The 18,159-nt window shown below is 70.6% G+C and carries 14 protein-coding genes and 1 pseudogene; 8 read left to right on the forward strand and 7 right to left on the reverse strand.

Translation table 11 applies throughout. The features are described 5' to 3' along the window. Nucleotides 1-193: 193 nt before the first annotated feature. Together ACWDEW_RS31500 and idi are read left to right on the forward strand one after the other, a co-directional pair. Nucleotides 194-1,138, forward strand: coding sequence for a cation diffusion facilitator family transporter (locus ACWDEW_RS31500; RefSeq protein ID WP_450517192.1), 945 nt, complete (start codon nucleotides 194-196; stop codon nucleotides 1,136-1,138). 261 nt (nucleotides 1,139-1,399) lie between these two features. Beyond that, on the forward strand, nucleotides 1,400-1,993 hold the full coding sequence (idi, locus tag ACWDEW_RS31505) for an isopentenyl-diphosphate Delta-isomerase (protein ID WP_450517194.1): 594 nt from the start codon (nucleotides 1,400-1,402) through the stop codon (nucleotides 1,991-1,993). Nucleotides 1,994-2,002: 9 nt separating this feature from the next. Here idi and ACWDEW_RS31510 read toward each other — a convergent pair whose 3' ends face one another. Further along, nucleotides 2,003-2,515, reverse strand: a complete 513-nt coding sequence (locus ACWDEW_RS31510; RefSeq protein ID WP_450517223.1) for an ATP-binding protein — start codon at nucleotides 2,513-2,515, stop codon at nucleotides 2,003-2,005. Between the two features lie 204 nt (nucleotides 2,516-2,719). On the opposite strand from ACWDEW_RS31510, the gene ACWDEW_RS31515 reads away from it, so the two are divergent. Further along, nucleotides 2,720-3,469 carry an enoyl-CoA hydratase/isomerase family protein gene (locus ACWDEW_RS31515; protein ID WP_450517196.1) on the forward strand — a complete coding sequence of 250 codons (750 nt, stop codon included), beginning with the start codon at nucleotides 2,720-2,722 and terminating at the stop codon, nucleotides 3,467-3,469. On the opposite strand, the gene ACWDEW_RS31520 is transcribed toward ACWDEW_RS31515, so the two are convergent. After that, a complete protein-coding gene (locus ACWDEW_RS31520; protein ID WP_450517198.1) occupies nucleotides 3,456-4,091 on the reverse strand; it encodes a DJ-1/PfpI family protein in 636 nt (211 codons plus the stop codon). The two genes, ACWDEW_RS31515 and ACWDEW_RS31520, sit on opposite strands and share 14 nt — an antisense overlap. A 450-nt stretch (nucleotides 4,092-4,541) precedes the next feature. Beyond that, complete coding sequence (locus ACWDEW_RS31525; protein ID WP_450517200.1) at nucleotides 4,542-5,522, reverse strand: GlxA family transcriptional regulator; 981 nt, start codon at nucleotides 5,520-5,522, stop codon at nucleotides 4,542-4,544. A 113-nt stretch (nucleotides 5,523-5,635) separates the two neighbouring features. On the opposite strand from ACWDEW_RS31525, the gene ACWDEW_RS31530 reads away from it, so the two are divergent. After that, on the forward strand, nucleotides 5,636-6,505 hold the full coding sequence (locus ACWDEW_RS31530; protein WP_450517202.1) for an SCO6745 family protein: 870 nt from the start codon (nucleotides 5,636-5,638) through the stop codon (nucleotides 6,503-6,505). A 75-nt stretch (nucleotides 6,506-6,580) separates the two neighbouring features. Here the strand turns inward: ACWDEW_RS31530 and ACWDEW_RS31535 are convergent, their stop codons facing one another. Then, on the reverse strand, nucleotides 6,581-7,315 hold the full coding sequence (locus ACWDEW_RS31535; RefSeq protein WP_450517204.1) for a DUF6585 family protein: 735 nt from the start codon (nucleotides 7,313-7,315) through the stop codon (nucleotides 6,581-6,583). A 191-nt stretch (nucleotides 7,316-7,506) separates the two neighbouring features. Here ACWDEW_RS31535 and ACWDEW_RS31540 point away from each other — a divergent pair, with 191 nt between their 5' ends. Both ACWDEW_RS31540 and ACWDEW_RS31545 read left to right on the forward strand, forming a co-directional pair. Beyond that, nucleotides 7,507-9,897 (forward strand): Tex family protein, encoded by a 2,391-nt coding sequence (locus ACWDEW_RS31540; protein WP_450517206.1) that lies wholly within the window; start codon nucleotides 7,507-7,509, stop codon nucleotides 9,895-9,897. Between the two features lie 145 nt (nucleotides 9,898-10,042). Next, nucleotides 10,043-10,372, forward strand: a pseudogene (locus tag ACWDEW_RS31545) (mycothiol transferase); the annotation flags it as partial. A 16-nt stretch (nucleotides 10,373-10,388) separates the two neighbouring features. Here ACWDEW_RS31545 and ACWDEW_RS31550 read toward each other — a convergent pair. Both ACWDEW_RS31550 and ACWDEW_RS31555 read right to left on the reverse strand, forming a co-directional pair. Further along, nucleotides 10,389-12,032, reverse strand: coding sequence for an ABC-F family ATP-binding cassette domain-containing protein (locus tag ACWDEW_RS31550; protein ID WP_450517208.1), 1,644 nt, complete (start codon nucleotides 12,030-12,032; stop codon nucleotides 10,389-10,391). A gap of 48 nt (nucleotides 12,033-12,080) precedes the next feature. After that, a complete protein-coding gene (locus ACWDEW_RS31555; protein WP_450517225.1) occupies nucleotides 12,081-13,106 on the reverse strand; it encodes an oxidoreductase in 1,026 nt (341 codons plus the stop codon). Between the two features lie 84 nt (nucleotides 13,107-13,190). Between ACWDEW_RS31555 and ACWDEW_RS31560 the strand changes: the two genes are divergently transcribed. Then, nucleotides 13,191-14,150, forward strand: a complete 960-nt coding sequence (locus ACWDEW_RS31560) for an FAD-dependent oxidoreductase (protein WP_450517210.1) — start codon at nucleotides 13,191-13,193, stop codon at nucleotides 14,148-14,150. 193 nt (nucleotides 14,151-14,343) lie between these two features. On the opposite strand, the gene ACWDEW_RS31565 is transcribed toward ACWDEW_RS31560, so the two are convergent. Next, complete coding sequence (locus tag ACWDEW_RS31565) at nucleotides 14,344-16,296, reverse strand: Xaa-Pro dipeptidyl-peptidase (protein ID WP_450517212.1); 1,953 nt, start codon at nucleotides 16,294-16,296, stop codon at nucleotides 14,344-14,346. A gap of 243 nt (nucleotides 16,297-16,539) precedes the next feature. Here ACWDEW_RS31565 and ACWDEW_RS31570 point away from each other — a divergent pair, with 243 nt between their 5' ends. Continuing rightward, a complete protein-coding gene (locus ACWDEW_RS31570) occupies nucleotides 16,540-18,027 on the forward strand; it encodes a M1 family metallopeptidase (protein ID WP_450517213.1) in 1,488 nt (495 codons plus the stop codon). Nucleotides 18,028-18,159 lie beyond the last annotated feature (132 nt).

Consider the following 18,159-nt stretch of genomic DNA (forward strand, 5'->3'; position numbering starts at 1 on the left):
ACGGCGGCCCACACGTACGGCCGTGGGCCCGGGCCGCCTTCCGCACCCTCCCGCAGGCGCTCCGCGCCTCCGAGATCCGTGATCCGTCTACGCAGGTCAGGGCTGATGACAACGGTGTTCAGTGCCGCGTTGCCCCATACCCCCCACCCGTAGTTCACTGTGATCCGGGCCAGTCATCGGGAGGGCGGCTTTCATGGGGGCAGGGCACGATCACGGGCATTCCCACACGCACGGCACTCCCGTCACCGGTACGGCCGCCGCGACGTACCGGGGCAGGCTGCGCGTCGCGCTGGGGATCACGCTCACCGTGATGGTGGTCGAGGTGGTCGGCGGGCTGCTCGCGGACTCCCTCGCGCTCGTCGCCGACGCGGCCCACATGGCGACGGACGCGCTCGGGCTCGGCATGGCCCTGCTCGCCGTCCGCTTCGCCAACCGCCCGGCGGCCGGCCACCGCACCTTCGGCTACGCCCGCGCGGAGATCCTCGCCGCGCTCGCCAACTGTCTGCTGCTGCTCGGTGTCGGCGGCTATGTGCTCCACGAGGCGGTCCAGCGGTTCGTCGTGCCCGCCGACACCGAGGGCGGACCGACCGTCGTGTTCGGTCTGATCGGCCTGGTCGCGAACATGATCTCCCTCACGCTGCTGGCGCGCGGCCGGAAGGAGAGCCTGAATGTGCGGGGCGCGTTCCTGGAGGTGGCCGCCGACGCGCTGGGCTCCCTAGCGGTGATCGTCTCGGCCGTGGTGATCCTGGCCACGGGATGGCAGGCCGCCGACCCGATCGCCTCGCTCGTCATCGGCCTGATGATCGTGCCGCGCACGCTGAGGCTGCTGCGCGAGACCCTCGACGTACTGCTGGAGTCGGCACCCAGGGACGTCGACATGCGGGAGGTGCGGGCCCATGTCCTGGCCCTGGACGGCGTCGAGGACATCCACGATCTGCACGCCTGGACGATCACCTCGGGCCTGCCGGTGCTCTCCGCGCACGTGGTCGTCGGCCCGGACGCGCTGAACGCCATCGGCAACGAGAAGATGCTCCACGAACTCCGGGCCTGCCTCGGCGACCACTTCGACGTGGAGCACTGCACCTTCCAGCTGGAGCCCGGCGGGCACGCGGAGCACGAGGCGAAGCTCTGCCATTGACGACCGATCGACGACCGGACGACCGCTTGACGGCTGGACGGCTGGACGGCTGGACGACTGACGGCTGGCAGAAGCCGACGGAATCCGAGAGAAATCGACCAGATCGGACGGAACGCAACCGTCCGGCGCACACCCGTGTCCACACTCCCGTGACCCCACCCCCGGACGGTTCCCCCGTCGCCGCGCCGGGCACGATGAACTGCCGGGAGTGCCGGATTCGTACGGCAGACTTGGCTTTGAAGACCGATGTGAAGGATGGGTATGCCGATCACACCTGCCACCGCGACGCACAGCTCGTCGAACGGCACCGCCGAAGCGATCCTGCTCGAACTGGTCGACGAGAACGGCGTGACGATCGGCACCGCGGAGAAGCTCTCCGCCCACCAGCCACCGGGGCGGCTGCACCGCGCCTTCTCCGTCTTCCTCTTCGACGAGCAGGGGCGGCTGCTGCTCCAGCAGCGGGCGCTCGGCAAGTACCACTCCCCCGGCGTCTGGTCCAACACCTGCTGCGGTCACCCCTACCCGGGCGAGGCGCCCTTCGCGGCGGCGGCCCGGCGTACGTACGAGGAGCTGGGGGTGTCGCCGTCGCTGCTCGCCGAGGCGGGCACCGTGCGCTACAACCACCCCGACCCGGCCTCGGGTCTGGTGGAGCAGGAGTACAACCACCTCTTCGTCGGCATGGTGCAGTCCCCGCTGCGGCCGGACCCGGAGGAGGTGGACACGACCGCGTTCGTGACCCCCGCCGAGCTCGCGGAGCGGCACGCGAAGGACACCTTCTCGTCCTGGTTCATGACAGTGCTGGACGCGGCCCGTCCGGCGGTCCGCGAGCTGACGGGCCCGACCGCGGGCTGGTGACCGCCCGCCCTACGGCACCCGCACGGCGGTGAGCGGCAGCGCGGCCCAGATCACCTTGCCGCCGCTCGCCGTGTGCTCGACGTCGCACACACCGCCCGCCTCCCGGGTCACCTCGCGCACCAGGAGCAGTCCCCGGCCACCGGTCTCGTCGTGGTCGGCCACCAGGGCGGTCGGGCGGTAGGGGTGGTTGTCCTCGACGGACACCCGCACCCACTCGGCACCGACGGCGACCTCCACCGCGAGTATCGGCGACAGCAGCGCCGCGTGCTTGACCCCGTTGGTGACCAGCTCGGAGACGATCAGCAACAGCCCCTGCAGCAGGTCGTCCGTCAGGGGCACGCCCTGGCGGAGGAGCAGGTCCCGCACGGCATGCCGCGCCTGCGGGACGGAGGCGTCGACGGCGGAGGCGGTGAACCGCCAGACTCCCTCGTACGGCAGCGGACCCGGCGGGGCGGGGGCCGGGGGATCGTCCCCGACGCCGCCTTCTGGGCGGGGGCCTGCCCCACGCCCATCGTTCTCCATCGTCCGGTCGCCACCCTTGCGCTCGATTGTCACCACCCGACGAGTGTTGGCAACGACCCGCTCCACCCCCTACGACTGAACAGAAGTCAGCAGTTTTCGGGTGCATTACGACCACTTCCGCCCGGCACGGTCGCGTGTCGGACCGCTTGTGTCCCGATCATGACGACTTCGCGAACTCTTCCGGTTGTACGTAGCATCCGGCGCATGGAGCCCCAACTGCTGCACGAGGTCACCGACTCGGTCGCCACCGTCGTCGTCCACCACCCCGGCAAGCGCAACGCGATGACGGCCGCGATGTGGCGCGCGCTGCCGCCGCTGCTCGACACCCTGGCGGCCGATCCCGCCGTACGGGCACTGGTGCTGACCGGTGAGGGCGGCACGTTCTGCGCCGGGGCCGACATCTCCACGCTGCGGGAGTCGGCGGGCGAGGCACAGGGGCTCGCGGTGCTCGCGGAGGAGGCGCTCGCGGCGTTCCCGAAGCCGACGCTGGCCGCGATCCGGGGTCACTGTGTGGGCGGCGGCGCGCAGTTGGCGGCGGCCTGCGATCTGCGGTTCGCGGAGCAGGGGGCGCTGTTCGGGGTGACTCCGGCGAAGCTCGGGATCGTGTATCCGGCGTCCTCCACCCGGCGATTGGTGTCGCTGGTGGGTCCGGGAACCGCCAAGTACCTCCTCTTCTCGGCCGAGTTGATCGACGCGGAGCGGGCGCTGCGCACCGGTTTCCTCGACGAACTGCTGCCCGAGGGCGAACTCGCCAAGCGGGTCGCGGAGTTCACCCGGGTACTGGCCGCCCGCTCCCGGCTGACGCAGGCCGCGGCGAAGGAGTTCGCCAACGGGCGTACGGACAGGGACGGTTACTGGGCCGAGCAGGCACGCGGCAGCGACGACACCGCCGAGGGCGTCGCCGCGTTCCTGGAACGCCGCGAGGCGCGCTTCACCTGGACTACCGGAGGATGAAGCGGCTCCTGGTCCGGAGTTCCGCGACGAGATGCGCGGGCGCCTTCTCCGGGGACCCCGCGTCGTAGGGCGGCTGCGGGTCGTACTCGGTCAACAGCTGTACGGCCCGGGCGTGTTCGTCACCGGCGATCCGGCCGAGCAGGGTCAGGCCCATGTCGATGCCGGAGGAGACACCGGCCGCGGTGACGTACTTGCCGTCGGTCACCACGCGTTCCCCCGTGGGCTCGACACCGAACCGCCTCAACTCCTCCAGGGCCAGCCAGTGCGAGGTCGCGCGCCGGCCGTTCAGGAGCCCGGCGGCGGCCAGCAGCAGCGACCCGGTGCACACCGAGGTCGTCCAGGTGCTGGTGGCGTCGGCGGTGCGCAGCCAGTCCAGGAGGGTCTCGTTCTCCATCTGCGAGGTCTGGCCGGGGCCGCCCGGCACGACCACGATGTCGGGGCTCGGCACCTCGGCCAGGGTCCGGTCGGCGACGAGCGCCAGATTCCCGCTCTCGTTGCGGACAGGGCCGGTCTCCTCGGCGACGAACACGGTCTCCGCGTCGGGGAGACGACCGAGGGTCTCGTAGGGGCCAACGGCGTCGAGAGCGGTGAAGCGGTCGAAGAGGACGATGGCGATGTGCATTCGGGGCCTTTCGGGGCGGGGGGGGTGGGCAGTGGCGCGGGGCCGGCGATCTGCGGCATGGGCGGGTGTTGGTGGTGCGGCGGGGGCTTGGGCGGGCGGCTCGGCGGGCTCCGGTCGGCGGTCGGCGGTCGGCGGTCGGCGGTCGGCGGTCGGCGAGCTGTGGTCGGTGGGCTGTCGTCGACAGTCGACGAGCCGTGGTCAACGGTCGACAATCTGCAGTCGACGAGCTGCGGTCTGCAATCAGCGGTCGACGGTGAGCAGTCGGCAGTGAGCAGTCGGCGAAGCCGCGGTCGACAATCTGCAGTGAACGAATTCCGGTCGGCAAAAGGTGGGCGCCAGTAGGCGGTCGACAGTCGACGAGCCGCGGTCAGCAATCGACGGTCGGCAATCGGCGGCCGCCAATAGACAGTCGGCAGCCGGAGATTGCCTGTGCGCCGCGTCTGTCCGCGTTCAGCGGGCGCCTGGCGCCGGAGCCGGGACCGGAGCCGGGGCCGGGTGGAAGCGGCGGCGGTATTCCGCCGGGGCCGTGCCGAGGGATTTGAGGAAGGCGCGGCGCATGGTCTCCGGGGTGCCGTAGCCGCTGGCGCGGGAGATCTCCTCGATGCCGTCGCCGGTGTCCTCCAGGAGGCGTCGGGCGTGTTCGAGGCGGACGCGGTCGACGTAGCGGCCGGGGGTCATGCCGGTCTCGGCCCGGAAGGCTCGGGCGAAGTGGCGGGGCGAGAGGCGGGCGCGGGCGGCCAGGGAGTGGACGCCGAGATCGTCGGCCGGGTGCTCGGTGATCCACTGCTGGACCTCGCGGAGGGGTTCCCGGCAGGCCGTCTGGGCGGCGAGCTGGGCGCTGAACTGGGCCTGGTTGCCGGGTCGGCGCAGGAACACCACCAGGTGGCGGGCGATGCTCAGCGCGACCTCCCGGCCGAGGTCCTCCTCGACCAGCGCGAGCGCGAGATCGATGCCCGAGGTGACACCGGCCGAGGTGGAGACAGGTCCGTCGCGGACGTAGATGGGGTCGGGTTCGACCGTCACGGCGGGATGGTCACGGGCAAGTTCCGCGCAGTACGCCCAGTGCGTGGTGGCCCTCCGGCCGTCCAGCAGACCCGCCCCGGCGAGCACGATCGCTCCGGTGCACACGGACACCAGGCGCTCGGCGAGCGGCCCGTGCTCGCGGAGCCAGTCGGTCAGCCGCGGGTCGGGACCACGCGCGCCCGGGCCGCCGGGGACGAGCAGGGTGTGCGGGGCGGGTGCGTCGGCGAGGGGCGAGTCCGGTACGACGGTCAGGCCGCTGGAGGTGCGTACCGGGCCGCCGTCCAGGGAGGCCGTACGGATGCGGTAGGTCCCCGGTGCGAGTTTCTCGGCGCCCGCGAAGACCTCCATGGGGCCGGTGACGTCGAGGCTCTGCACATCGTCGAAGAGGACCACCAGAACGGTTCGCATACCGTCGATTCTTCGCGTTCCACGTGATGGCCGCAATGACGAGTACCCCACCTTTCCTGCCATCCGCCGCCCACTGCTGGAGTGCGTACCGACCAGTCGGTAACGTGACCGGCATGACTACTGCCGCCGTCGACCCCCGTGCCGGGCGCCGCTGCCACAACGCGCTCAACTCCCTGCACGCCACGCTCTACTTCTCGCCCGACCTGGGGAGGGAACTGGCGGAGCTCGGCGTCACGGACTCCAGGGCCGTCAACTTCGCCGTACGGGCGGCGGCGCTGGGACGGGTCGGGCCCGGCGTGGTGGCGGCGACGTTCTACAACTACAAGTACGAACTCGTGGCCCGGCACGTGCCCGCCGTGTGGGAGACCGTCTCCCCGGAGCAGGCACTTCAGGCACGCGCGCGTGCCGTCGACGCGACGCTGCGCCGGCTGCTGGACGACGACGTCGTCGAGTCGGCGGAGATGGCGGAGGCCGCGCGGCTTGCGCTGCGGGCCACCGAGGCGTGCACGCGTGCCGCGCGTCCCCTGTACGCCGCGCATGCCGATCTGCCGGTCCCCGAGGAGCCGCACCTCGCGTACTTCCACGCCGCCACCCTGCTGCGCGAGCACCGCGGCGACGGTCACCTGGCCGTCCTGATGTCCGCCGGACTCGACGGCCTGGAGGCGGTGGTGACCCACACCGCGACCGGCAAGGGCATGTCCCCGAAGTGGGTGTTCGGCACGCGTGGCTGGAGCCAGGAGGAGTGGGACGCCGCCGCGGGACGGCTGCGGGAGCGCGGACTGCTCGACGGGGACGGCGAGTTGACCGAGGCGGGCGTCGCACTGCGCGCCGGGATCGAGACGGAGACGGACCGGCTGGACCGGGCACCGTACGAGCACCTGGGCGCCGAAGGGGTCGTACGGCTGACCGAGCTGGCGACCGGGTTCGCCCGGCGCGCGCTCGCCGCCGGGGCGTTTCCGGGGAATCTGCTCGGCAAGAGCTAGCCGACGGCGCTGCGGCGGGAAGTCACCGCGGCGGCGCCGGCGGCGGGCTCCCGCCGAGCGACGCGAAGAGAAGACTCACGCGCTGCGGTGTTTGTCCACCATGGCCAGGAACACCTGAAGATTCGGGACGCTCTTGGCCATGGCGCGGGCCCAGAAAGCCGGTTCGCCGTTCTTCATCACGGCGACGGCGCCGCCGCCCAGCTTGACCTGACCCACCTGGGTCCAGGGCAGCAGTTGCTTGCGGTGCGCGACGCCTGCCGTGGAGAGGTCGAACTCTCCGAAGTCCAGGACCTCACCGGCCAGGAACGCCTGCTGCGCGGCGGCGCCCTGGGCTCCCAGTACCGCCCTCTGCATGGCCGGGGCCCAAGTGCCCGGGTTCTCGTAGAAGTTGGTGACCGTCACGCTCGCGCCCGGGCTCGTCGCCACGCAGGTGTACAGAATCGGACCCGGTATGCCGTTGATGATCTTCTGTACCTGCTCCTCGTAGAGCCTGATCCGGTCCCACCGCACGGCCACCGCGCCCGCGCCCGTCTCCTGGTCGGCGATCATGCCGTGCTCGAACAGGTGCAGCCGCTTGGCCGCCTGTCCAGGGTTGAAGTCGGGGGTGCGGCGCAGCGCCACGTAGTAGAAGATCACGGCCGGCACCACGAACATGAAGAACAGCACCGCGAGCGTCACGTAGAGCGACGACTTCACGAACCACCCGAACCGCTGTGGCTTGAAGGTGGCGAGCAGCGCTCCCAGTTCGTGCTGTGCCGCCAGTTCGGCGACCGCGGGGGACGGGGGCGCAAGGGGGACTGTCGCGGGCATGAGCCTCAACTTCGCTGGAAGGGGTGTCAGTTGCCTGCTCATACCAGGCGATACCCGCAGCCTCTCCCATCTCTGCTCCCACCGTCCAGAAGATCACCGAAAATCGACTCCGGGACTACGCCCTGATCCCCGAGTGTCAGTGTCACCTGCCACAATTGCCGCGCAACCTCAGTGGAGAAGGCGGTACGGGCGTGACGACACCCCTCGTAGGGTCCATCGAAGGCAGGATCGCCGAGGAGCTCGGCGTACGGGAGCGGCAGGTGAAGGCCGCCGTCGAGCTGCTCGACGGCGGCTCCACGGTGCCCTTCATCGCCCGCTACCGCAAGGAAGCGACCGAGATGCTCGACGACGCGCAGCTGCGCACGCTCGAGGAGCGGCTGCGCTATCTGCGGGAGCTGGAGGAGCGGCGGACCGCGATCCTGGAATCGGTGCGCGAGCAGGGCAAGCTCACCGAGGAGCTGGAGGCGCAGATCCGGGCCGCCGAGACCAAGGCGCGCCTTGAGGACATCTACCTTCCCTTCAAGCCCAAGCGGCGCACGAAGGCGCAGATCGCACGCGAGGCAGGCCTGGAGCCGCTCGCGGAGGGGCTGTTGGGCGACCCGAGTGTGGAGCCGCTGGCCGCTGCCGCCGCGTTCGTCGACGCCGACAAGGGTGTCGCCGATCCGCAGGCCGCCCTGGACGGCGCGCGGGCCATCCTCACCGAGCGGTTCTCGGAGGACGCCGACCTGATCGGCGAGCTGCGCGAGCGGATGTGGGTGCGCGGACGGCTCGCGGCGAAGGTGCGGGAGGGCAAGGAGGAGGCGGGCGCCAAGTTCGCCGACTACTTCGACTTCTCGGAGCCGTTCACCGCGCTGCCCTCGCACCGCGTCCTCGCGATGCTGCGCGGCGAGAAGGAGGAGGTCCTCGATCTCGTCCTGGAGCCCGAGGAGGCCACCGAGGGACCTTCTTCCTACGAGGGGATGGTCGCCCACCGCTTCCAGATCCTCGACCGGGGCCGTCCCGGCGACAAGTGGCTTCAGGACACGGTCCGTTGGGCCTGGCGCACCCGCATCCTGGTGCACCTCGGCATCGACCTCAGGCTCCGGCTGCGGACCGCGGCCGAGGACGAGGCGGTCAACGTCTTCGCCTCGAACCTGCGCGACCTGCTGCTCGCCGCCCCGGCCGGCACGCGCGCGACGCTGGGCCTGGACCCCGGTTTCCGTACGGGCGTGAAGGTGGCCGTCGTCGACGCGACCGGCAAGGTCGTCGCGACGGACGTCATCTACCCGCACGTCCCGGCCAACAAGTGGGACGAGGCCCTCGCCAAGCTGGCCCGGCTCTCCGCCCAGCACTCGGTCGACCTGATCGCGATCGGCAATGGCACGGCGTCCCGCGAGACCGACAAGCTCGCCGGTGAACTCATCACCAAGCACCCGGAGTTGAAGCTCACCAAGGTGATGGTGTCCGAGGCCGGCGCGTCCGTGTACTCGGCGTCCGCGTTCGCCTCGCAGGAACTGCCCGACATGGACGTGTCGTTGCGCGGCGCCGTCTCCATCGCGCGCCGGCTCCAGGATCCGCTGGCCGAGCTGGTGAAGATCGACCCCAAGTCGATCGGTGTCGGCCAGTACCAGCACGATCTGTCCGAGGTGAAGCTGTCGCGTTCGCTGGACGCGGTGGTCGAGGACTGTGTGAACGGCGTCGGCGTGGACGTCAACACGGCCTCCGCGCCGCTCCTTTCACGCGTGTCCGGCATCACCTCCGGCCTCGCTGAGAACATCGTGTCGCACCGCGACGCCAACGGCCCCTTCACCTCGCGCACCCAGCTGAAGAACGTGGCACGGCTCGGCCCGAAGGCCTACGAGCAGTGCGCGGGCTTCCTGCGCATCCGCGGCGGCGACGACCCGCTCGACGCGTCCAGCGTGCACCCCGAGGCGTATCCGGTCGTACGGCGGATGGTGAAGACGGCGGGCAGTGAGGTGGCGTCGCTGATCGGCAACACGGCGGTGCTGCGCTCGCTGAAGCCGACGGAGTTCGTCGACGAGAAGTTCGGTCTGCCGACCGTGACCGACATCCTGAAGGAACTGGAGAAGCCGGGGCGCGACCCTCGGCCCGCGTTCAAGACGGCCACGTTCAAGGACGGCGTCGAGAAGATCTCCGACCTGGCGCCCGGGATGGTCCTGGAGGGGGTCGTCACGAACGTCGCCGCGTTCGGGGCGTTCATCGACGTCGGTGTCCACCAGGACGGGCTGGCGCATGTCTCCGCGCTGTCGAAGACGTTCGTCAAGGACCCTCGCGACGTGGTGAAGCCGGGGGACATCGTCAAGGTGAAGGTGCTCGACGTCGACATTCCGCGGAAGCGGATCTCGTTGACGCTGCGGCTGGAGGACGAAGCCCAGGCGCAGGGCTCCGGCGGGGAGCGGCGACAGCAGGGTGGGGGTGGCGAGCGTCGGCAGCGGGGCGGTGGGCGTCCGCCTCAGCAACGGCAGCAGCAGGGCGGCGGATCGGGTTCGCGCCAGGCGGCTCCGCCGCCGGCCAACAGTGCGATGGCGGATGCTCTGCGCAAGGCGGGGCTTCTGGATCCCGGTAAAAAGGGCAAGCGCTGACGGTTTTGGCAGTCGGGTTGTGGGGAGCTGCGGGCCGGTGGGGGCTGGTCGCGCAGTTCCCCGCGCCCCCCACAGGGCGCGTAGCACCCTGCTGAAGAATGGGCGCATGACCTCACCGGACTTCAAAGCTGACCTCCGCGTCATCACGATCGAGGCGCTGCCGTTGGACGCGGTCGGCCGCATACCCGGTGAACGGGGGAACGACATCACCCTGCACCGCGCCCTCGCCCACATGATCTACGAGACGTCCCGGCACGCGGGCCACGCCGACGTCGTACGAGAACTCGTCGATGGAGCAGCGGGCCAGCGGGCCGAGGGCGACAACATGGCGCCGGGCGACGCGAGTTGGTGGGCGGAACACAGGGAACGGGTGGAGCGGGCCGCAAAGGAAGCCGATCGTCTCAGCTCCGGTGCGGACGGCGCCCCTTCAGGGGCGCGGGGAACTGCGCGACCAGCCCCCACCGCCCCGCGGTGAACGAACCACCCGAACCTCACCGCTGCTCAGTCACCTTCCCGTCGGCCACTTCCAGCCGCCGAGTCACCTGAACCGCGTCCAGCATCCGCCGGTCATGAGTGACCAACAGCAACGTGCCCTCATAGGCATCCAGCGCCGACTCCAACTGCTCGATGGCAGGCAGGTCCAGGTGGTTCGTCGGCTCGTCCAGGACCAGGAGGTTGACACCCCGCCCCTGGAGCAGCGCCAGGGCGGACCGCGTGCGCTCGCCCGGTGACAGCGTCCCGGCCGGCCGCATCACGTGGTTCGCCTTGAGGCCGAACTTGGCGAGCAGTGTGCGGACTTCGGCCGGTTCGGTGTCCGGCACGGCCGCGCAGAACGCGTCGAGCAGCGGCTCCGTGCCGTGGAACAGCTGGCGGGCCTGGTCGACCTCGCCGACCAGGACGCCGGAGCCCAGCGAAGCCTGCCCCCCGTCGAGCGGGACGCGGCCGAGCAGCGCGCCGAGGAGGGTCGACTTGCCCGCGCCGTTGGCGCCGGTCACCGCGACCCGGTCCGCCCAGTCGATCTGGAGGGACACCGGGCCGAAGGTGAAGTCGCCGCGTCGTACCTCGGCGTCCCGCAGGGTCGCGACGACCGCGCCGGAGCGGGGCGCGGAGGCGATCTCCATGCGCAGTTCCCACTCCTTGCGGGGCTCCTCGACGACGTCGAGGCGTTCGATCATGCGCTGGGTCTGGCGGGCCTTCGCGGCCTGTTTCTCGCTGGCCTCGCTGCGGAACTTGCGGCCGATCTTGTCGTTGTCGTTGTTCGCCTTGCGGCGGGCGTTCTTGACGCCCTTGTCCATCCAGCCGCGCTGCATCTGCGCGCGGTCCTGGAGGGCGGAGCGCTTGTCGGCGTACTCCTCGAAGTCGTCGCGGGCGTGCCGGCGGGCCACCTCGCGCTCCTCCAGGTAGGCCTCGTAGCCGCCGCCGTAGAGGTTGATCTGGTTCTGGGCCAGGTCGAGTTCGAGGACCTTGGTGACGGTGCGGGTGAGGAACTCGCGGTCGTGCGAGACGACGACGGTGCCGGCGCGGAGGCCGGAGACGAAGCGTTCGAGGCGTTCCAGGCCGTCGAGGTCCAGGTCGTTGGTGGGCTCGTCGAGGAGGAAGACGTCGTAGCGGGAGAGGAGGAGGGAGGCCAGGCCCGCGCGCGCCGCCTGGCCGCCGGACAGGGAGGTCATCGGCTGGTCGAGGTCGATGGTGAGGCCGAGGGTGTCGGCGATCTCCTCGGCGCGTTCGTCGAGGTCGGCGCCGCCGAGGTCGAGCCAGCGCTCCAGGCTCGTCGAGTAGGCGTCGTCGGCGCCGGGTGCGCCGTCGACCAGTGCCTGGGTGGCCTCGTCCATCGTGCGCTGGGCCTCGGCGACGCCGGTGCGGCGGGCCAGGAACTCGCGCACGCTCTCGCCCGGGCGCCGCTCCGGTTCCTGCGGGAGATGTCCTACGGTCGCGGCCGGCGGGGAGAGGCGCAGTTCGCCCTCCTCCGGTGCGAGGAGACCGGCGAGCATCCGCAGGAGGGTGGACTTGCCGGCGCCGTTGGCACCGACGAGGCCGATCACGTCGCCGGGGGCGACGACGAGGTCGAGCCCGGAGAAGAGGGCGCGGTCGCCGTGTCCGGCGGCGAGGTTCTTGGCGACGAGAGTGGCAGTCATCAGACCGCCGATCCTAATCGGTCCGTTTGCCCGCTCGCGCCGCGGTTTTCAGCGGGTCATCGGCTCCACCAGCACGCTCCCCGTGGTGCGGGCCACCACGAAGGACTCGCCCTTCACGGCTTTCGCGTCGAGGGCGATGCGGTGGCGGCCGGGTTCCAGGACGCCGTCGAAGACGTCCTGGGTGTGGCTGCGGTAGAGGCGGTCGAGGCGGTACGCGGTGACGCGCACCCGGCAGGGGGAGGTGACCTCGATGCCCGCCTCGCCGTCGGCGGCGACCAGGCGGGTCAGCCGGTGCTGTTCCGACGGGCGGCCGTCCAGGGCGTGTTCGATCTGGGCGGCGAGGAGCGGGACGATGGGGGCGAGGCCGTCGACGTAGGCCACGTCGACTCCGGCGCGGTCGAAGGCGGCGCGTACGGCGGCGCGCTCGTCCTGGGTGACGGCGCGGCCGAAGGCTACGGCGCCGTAGCGGCGGAGTTCGTCGGCCGGGACGTGGGTCGCGTCGCCGGTGATCTCGGCGCCGATGCCGATGGCGCGGAGGGCGGCGGCGAGTTTGTTGAGGACGGCGACCCGGGCGCCGATGAGGAGCACGCGGCGTGGGGCGGCCGGGGGTTCGGTGCCGTCGACGAGGGAGTCGAGAGCGGCGCGGTACTCGGTGCCGGCGAAGCGGAAGGGCCCTATGCCGTGGTAGCCGTTGCGCTCCAGGTCGGCGTGTTCGTCGGTCTGCCAGGCGAAGTCGCGCCAGATGTAGTCGGTGCCGTCCCGTTCGATGACGGCGGTGACGGCGCCGCAGGCCAGGTCCGCGCACTCGGGGCAGCCGTAGATGATGTGGCGTCCGCCCTCCAGGGGTGGGTCGGTCTCCAGGAGGAGGCTGCGGACCTGGGCGGTGAAGATCGCGGGCGGGACGTCGGAGGCGAGCGGGGAGACGGCGTCCAGGTCGGCGAGCCGGAAGAGCAGCGGGCGGCCGTCGACGAGGAAGTCGACGAAGTCGCGGTGCACCTGGTAGCCGCCGTCCGCGAGGACTTCACCGGCGCGCATCGCCGGTGCCAGGCCGAAGGCCGCGTACGCGGCGGACATCGCGTGTTCGGCAGACATGCTGTGAGTATCCCCAGCACGATGCCGGTGTGAGCACGGCATGGTGTATTCCGCTACCGTCCGCGCATGGAGAGCGGTGTGAGTGGCGAAGTCATCGTGGTCGGCGGGGGCGTCATCGGGCTGACGACGGCCGTCGTGCTGGCCGAGGGCGGTGCCCGGGTCCGGGTGTGGACGCGCGAGACCGTCGAGCTGACGACCTCGGCGGTCGCGGGCGCGCTGTGGTGGCCGTACCGGATCGAGCCGGAGGCGCTCGTCGGTGAGTGGGCGCTCCAGTCGCTGCGCGTGTACGAGGAGTTGGCGGAGCGGCCCGAGGAGACGGGCGTACGCATGGTCGAGGGTGTACAGGGCGGGACCCGGCTGGACGAGCTGGGGCCTTGGGCGCGCCGGGTGCCGGGGCTGCGCGAGGCGCGGGCCGAGGAGTACGGGGGCGGCGGGCTGTGGGCTCGGTTGCCGCTGATCGACATGTCGGCGCATCTGCCGTGGCTGCGGGAGCGGTTCCTGCGGGCGGGCGGGACGGTGGAGGAGGCGTCGGTGACGGACCTCACCGAGGTGCCTGCGCCCGTCGTGGTCAACTGCACCGGGCTGGACTCCCTGGACCTGGTGCCCGACCGTTCGATGCGGCCGGTGCGCGGTCAGCTGGTCGTGGTGGAGAACCCGGGGATCACGACCTGGTTCACGTCGGTCGACCACGCGGCGGACACGTCCACGTACTTCTTCCCCCAGCCGGGCGGACTGATCCTGGGCGGTACGGCCGAGGACGGCGCCTGGTCCATGACACCCGACCCCGCGACCGCCGAGGCGATCGTCGCCCGCTGCGCGGCGATCCGGCCGGAGATCGCCGAAGCCCGGGTCCTGGAGCACCGGGTGGGTCTGCGGCCGACCCGGCCCGCGGTCCGGCTGGAGCGTCAAGTGCTGCGGGGCGGGCGGGTGTTGGTGCACAACTACGGCCACGGCGGGGCCGGGATCACGGTGGCGTGGGGGTGCGCGGAGGAAGCCGCGGAGTTGGCACGGCAGCGGCTGGGCTGAGGTTCGCGGCCTTCGGCGGCCTGCGTGCCCGAGGCGGACGCGGAGTGAGGTGTGCGGTCGGCGATTCCGAGGCGAGCGCCGAGCGAGATCTGCGGCCGGTCTGCCCGGACGGCCGCCCGGCGTGACTCGCGGCCCTCGTGCCCGGAGTGAGGCGGCGGAGCGTGATCGCTCCGCCGCCCCTCCGGGCGGGTGATCAGTTGCCCGGTACCCGCTGGGCGGCGGAACGAGGTGTCCGTACGCCGTCGAGGGTCGTGGCCGTGGGTGTCGTGGACTTGGCTCCCGCCGTGGCCTTCGCGAACGCCGACGCGCCGCCGACGAGCGGGAGTTGGGCCGAGGTGCGGGACAGGGCGAGGGTGAGGGTCGGGGTGGTGGACGGGGGGTCGATGAGGTCCTTGTCCGTGCCCGCGACGATCAGCGCGAGGCGGTGCCCGGCCGGGACGACGTGGTCGGTCGCCGCGAGGTCGAGCGTGATGGTGTACGCCTTGCCGGGGGTGAGCGGTACGCCCTTCGTGGCGGAGGCGTAGTTGCCGAGGTCGGCCCAGCCGCGGCTGAAGACGTTGTAGTCGACTGCCGTTGTCTTGGCCTGAGTTGCGAGGAAGCAGGCGCTGTCACCGGCCGTGCTCTCGCCCCAGCAGGTGCGGTTGGTGAGTGTCGTGATGCCCTCGGCCGAGTCGGCGTAGTCGCGGATGGTGTCGGGGCCCAAGTCCACGAGGACTGCGGAGAGATGGGCCGTGGCGGTGGTGGGTGTGGCCGTGATCGTCACCTTCGAGGAACCCGACAGGCGCAGGTCCTTCTTGAGCGGTCCGGTGACGAAACCGGCCTTGTCCGCCGTCGACTTGTCGATCGCGGCGGCCCAGTCGGTCTCACTCTCCTGCGGGTTGTCGGTGAACGTCTCGGTCCCGGTGCCCTTGCCGAGGCCGAGCGTGCCGACGCCGGCCCGGGTGCCCTGCGCGGGGTGGAGGGTCGTGGTCGCGGTGCCGCTCGGCGGCCAGGTCTTCGACGTCTCCCACTGGTCGGGGTGGCGTTCGACGTCGGCCATCGGCCGGCGGTCGATTCCGTTGTCGTAGCCGAGGAGTTCGTGGTCGAACCAGCGGTGCAGGGTGTCGACCCAGGCGTCACGGCGGTAGTCGAAGGGGTCGACGTGGCCGGTCTGGGAGAGCCAGATCTTGCGCTCCACGCCGTTCTTGGCGAGGGCGTCCCACCACTGGCCGAAGTTCTTGGTGCGGACGTTGAGGTCCTGCAGCCCGTGCACGAGGAAGACGCTGGCCCTGACCTTGTTCGCGTCCTTCACGTAGTCGCGTTCGGTCCAGAACGGCGTCCAGTCGCCGGTGCGCGGGGCCCCGTCGACGATCTTCTGCTGGACGGCGGCGCACTTGGCCTGCGCGTCGGGGCTGTCGACGTAGCCGGAGAGCCAGTCGGGGCCGGAGTCGTAGAGCGGGGCGCCCTTGGCGAAGTAGTAGTCGTACCAGGAGGAGATGGCGCTGATCGGGACGATCGTCTTCAGGCCCTTGACGCCGGTGGCGGCGACGCCGTTGGCGATGGTGCCGTCCCAGCTCTTGCCGATCATTCCGGTCTTGCCGTTGGTCCAACTCGCCTGCGTACGAACGGTTCCGGTGCGAGTCGTGTACGCCTTCGCGCGGCCGTTGAGCCAGTCGACGACGGCCTTCGCGGACTGGATGTCGGAGCGGCCGCCGACGTCGACGCAGCCGTCGGAGCGGTTGGTGCCGGCGAGGTCGACGCCGACGAAGGCGTAGCCGCGGGGCACGAAGTAGTTGTCGTAGAACAGCGGCATCTGGACAACGTTGCCGTTGGCGTCGTAGGTCTTCAGCTGGCTCTCGTTGCCGCGTCCGCAGCAGGAGTAGTAGGGGCTGGCGTCCATGATGACGGGGACTTTGCGGCCCTCGCGGGCGGGTTCGCTCGGCCGGACGATGTCGACGGCGACCCGGTCCGGCTTCCCGTCGCCGTCGCCGTCGAGTCCGGTGTCCACCCAGACGGCCTCGCGGATCGCGTTCGCGTAGGAGTAGACGGGTTGGCTTTCCTGCGGGGCGCTCTGGGCCACTGCCGGGGTGAGGAAGGTGGCGAGGAGGGCGGCGGTCGCCGCCGTCGCGAGCGATCTCCAGATCGTGAAGCGCGTGCGTTTCGGCATGCGCGGACGGTACATCGGTCAACTCCCGTGCTGGAAGAGGCACTCGGAGCCATGTCGGCCGAATGGCGATCGTGTGACAGGAGGTGCCGTGGACAGGCATGGGAGCACAGGGACTGAATAGCCTTTGAACAGACTGAAGACCGCCGAGCGGGCCCTACGGCTCGTCGGCTCTTCGGCGCTTCGACCTTCGTGGACCCCCACGGTTCCTCGGTCTTCCGGGGAGCCCTACGACTTGGAGTTCTCGTGCACCGCAGAATCATCGCGCCGGGAGCGCTCGCGGCGGCCTCCCTGCTGCTGGCGATCCCGGCCTCGGCGGCAAGCTACTCCCCCGGCGCTCCGGGTATCGGCGACCCCTACTACCCGTACTACGGCAACGGCGGCTACGACGTCTCGCACTACGACCTCAGGCTTCAATACCAGCCCGCGACGGACGGGTTGGCGGGTACGGCCACCATTCTCGCCAAGACCACGCAGGACCTTTCGCGGTTCAATCTGGACTTCCTCCTCGACGTGAGCGAGGTGCGGGTCAACGGCGTGAAGGCGACCTTCGCGACCTCGGGCCAGCACGAGCTGGAGATCACCCCGAAGACCCCGCTGCCGACGGGCACTCCGATCACGGTCGTGGTCCGCTACAGCGGGGTTCCGTCCACGAAGAGCGCCTACGGCTTCAACACCTGGCACCGCACTCCGGACGGCGCGGTCGCGGCGGACGAGCCCGAGTCGGCGTGGTGGTGGTTCCCGAGCAACGACCACCCGAGCGACAAGGCGACCTACGACGTGTCGGTGGCCGTGCCGAACGGCACCCAGGCGATCTCCAACGGCACGCTCCAGTCGACGAGTTCACAGCTCGGCTGGACCCGTTACAACTGGCGGGAGAACAAGCCGCAGGCCACCTATCTGGCCACGCTCGCCGTCGGAAAGTTCGACATCACGACCAGTACCTCGGAGGGCGGGGTCCCGGTCGTCAACGCCTACAGCAAGGACCTCGGCGACAACGACGGGTCCGCGCGGGCGAGCGTGGAGCGGACCGGGGAGATCGTGGACTGGCTGAGTGGCTACTTCGGGCCGTATCCGTTCAGTTCGGCGGGCGGGTATGTGCCCAACACGACCACCGGGTACGCGCTGGAGACGCAGACGCGCGTCTACTACAGCCAGAAGCAGTTCGCGAACGGCGCCAACACCTCTGTCGTCGTGCACGAGTTGGCCCACCAGTGGTACGGCGACGATGTCTCGCTGAAGGGCTGGAAGGACATCTGGATCAACGAGGGGTTCGCCCGGTACGCGCAGTGGCTGTGGTCCGAGCACGAGGGCGAGGGGACGGCGCAGCAACTCGCCGACTATGTGTACGCCTCGCATCCGGCGGACGACGCGTTCTGGACGATCGCGCCCGGTGACCCGGGTCCGGACAACCAGTTCGAGCTTCCGGTCTACGACCGGGGGGCGTTGGCCATCCAGGCCTTGCGCAACGAGGTCGGTGACGACGCGTTCTTCGCCATTCTGAAGGGGTGGCCGAAGGAGCACGCCTACGGCAACGCGTCCGTCCAGGACTTCCAGGCCTACGCCGAGAAGGTGTCGGGGAAGTCGTTGTCGGCGCTCTTCGACACGTGGCTGTTCCAGCCGACGAAGCCGGTGGCGACCGCCGCGCGGGCCGCTTCCATCGCGAAGGCTTCCGTGGCTCCGGTGCAGCCCAAGTCGTGGAAGAAGATCGCGGCTACGAACGACGTGCACTAAGCGTCTGCCGGGTTCTGTGGTGGGGGGCTGCGGGCCGGTTTGTGGCTGGTCGCGCAGTTCCCCGCGCCCCTAAAGGGCAAGGCCATGAAGTTATGGGCTGTTGGGTGCTGTCAACAGGATGTCGATGCTGAT

Source organism: Streptomyces sp. NPDC001100 (assembly GCF_053598575.1).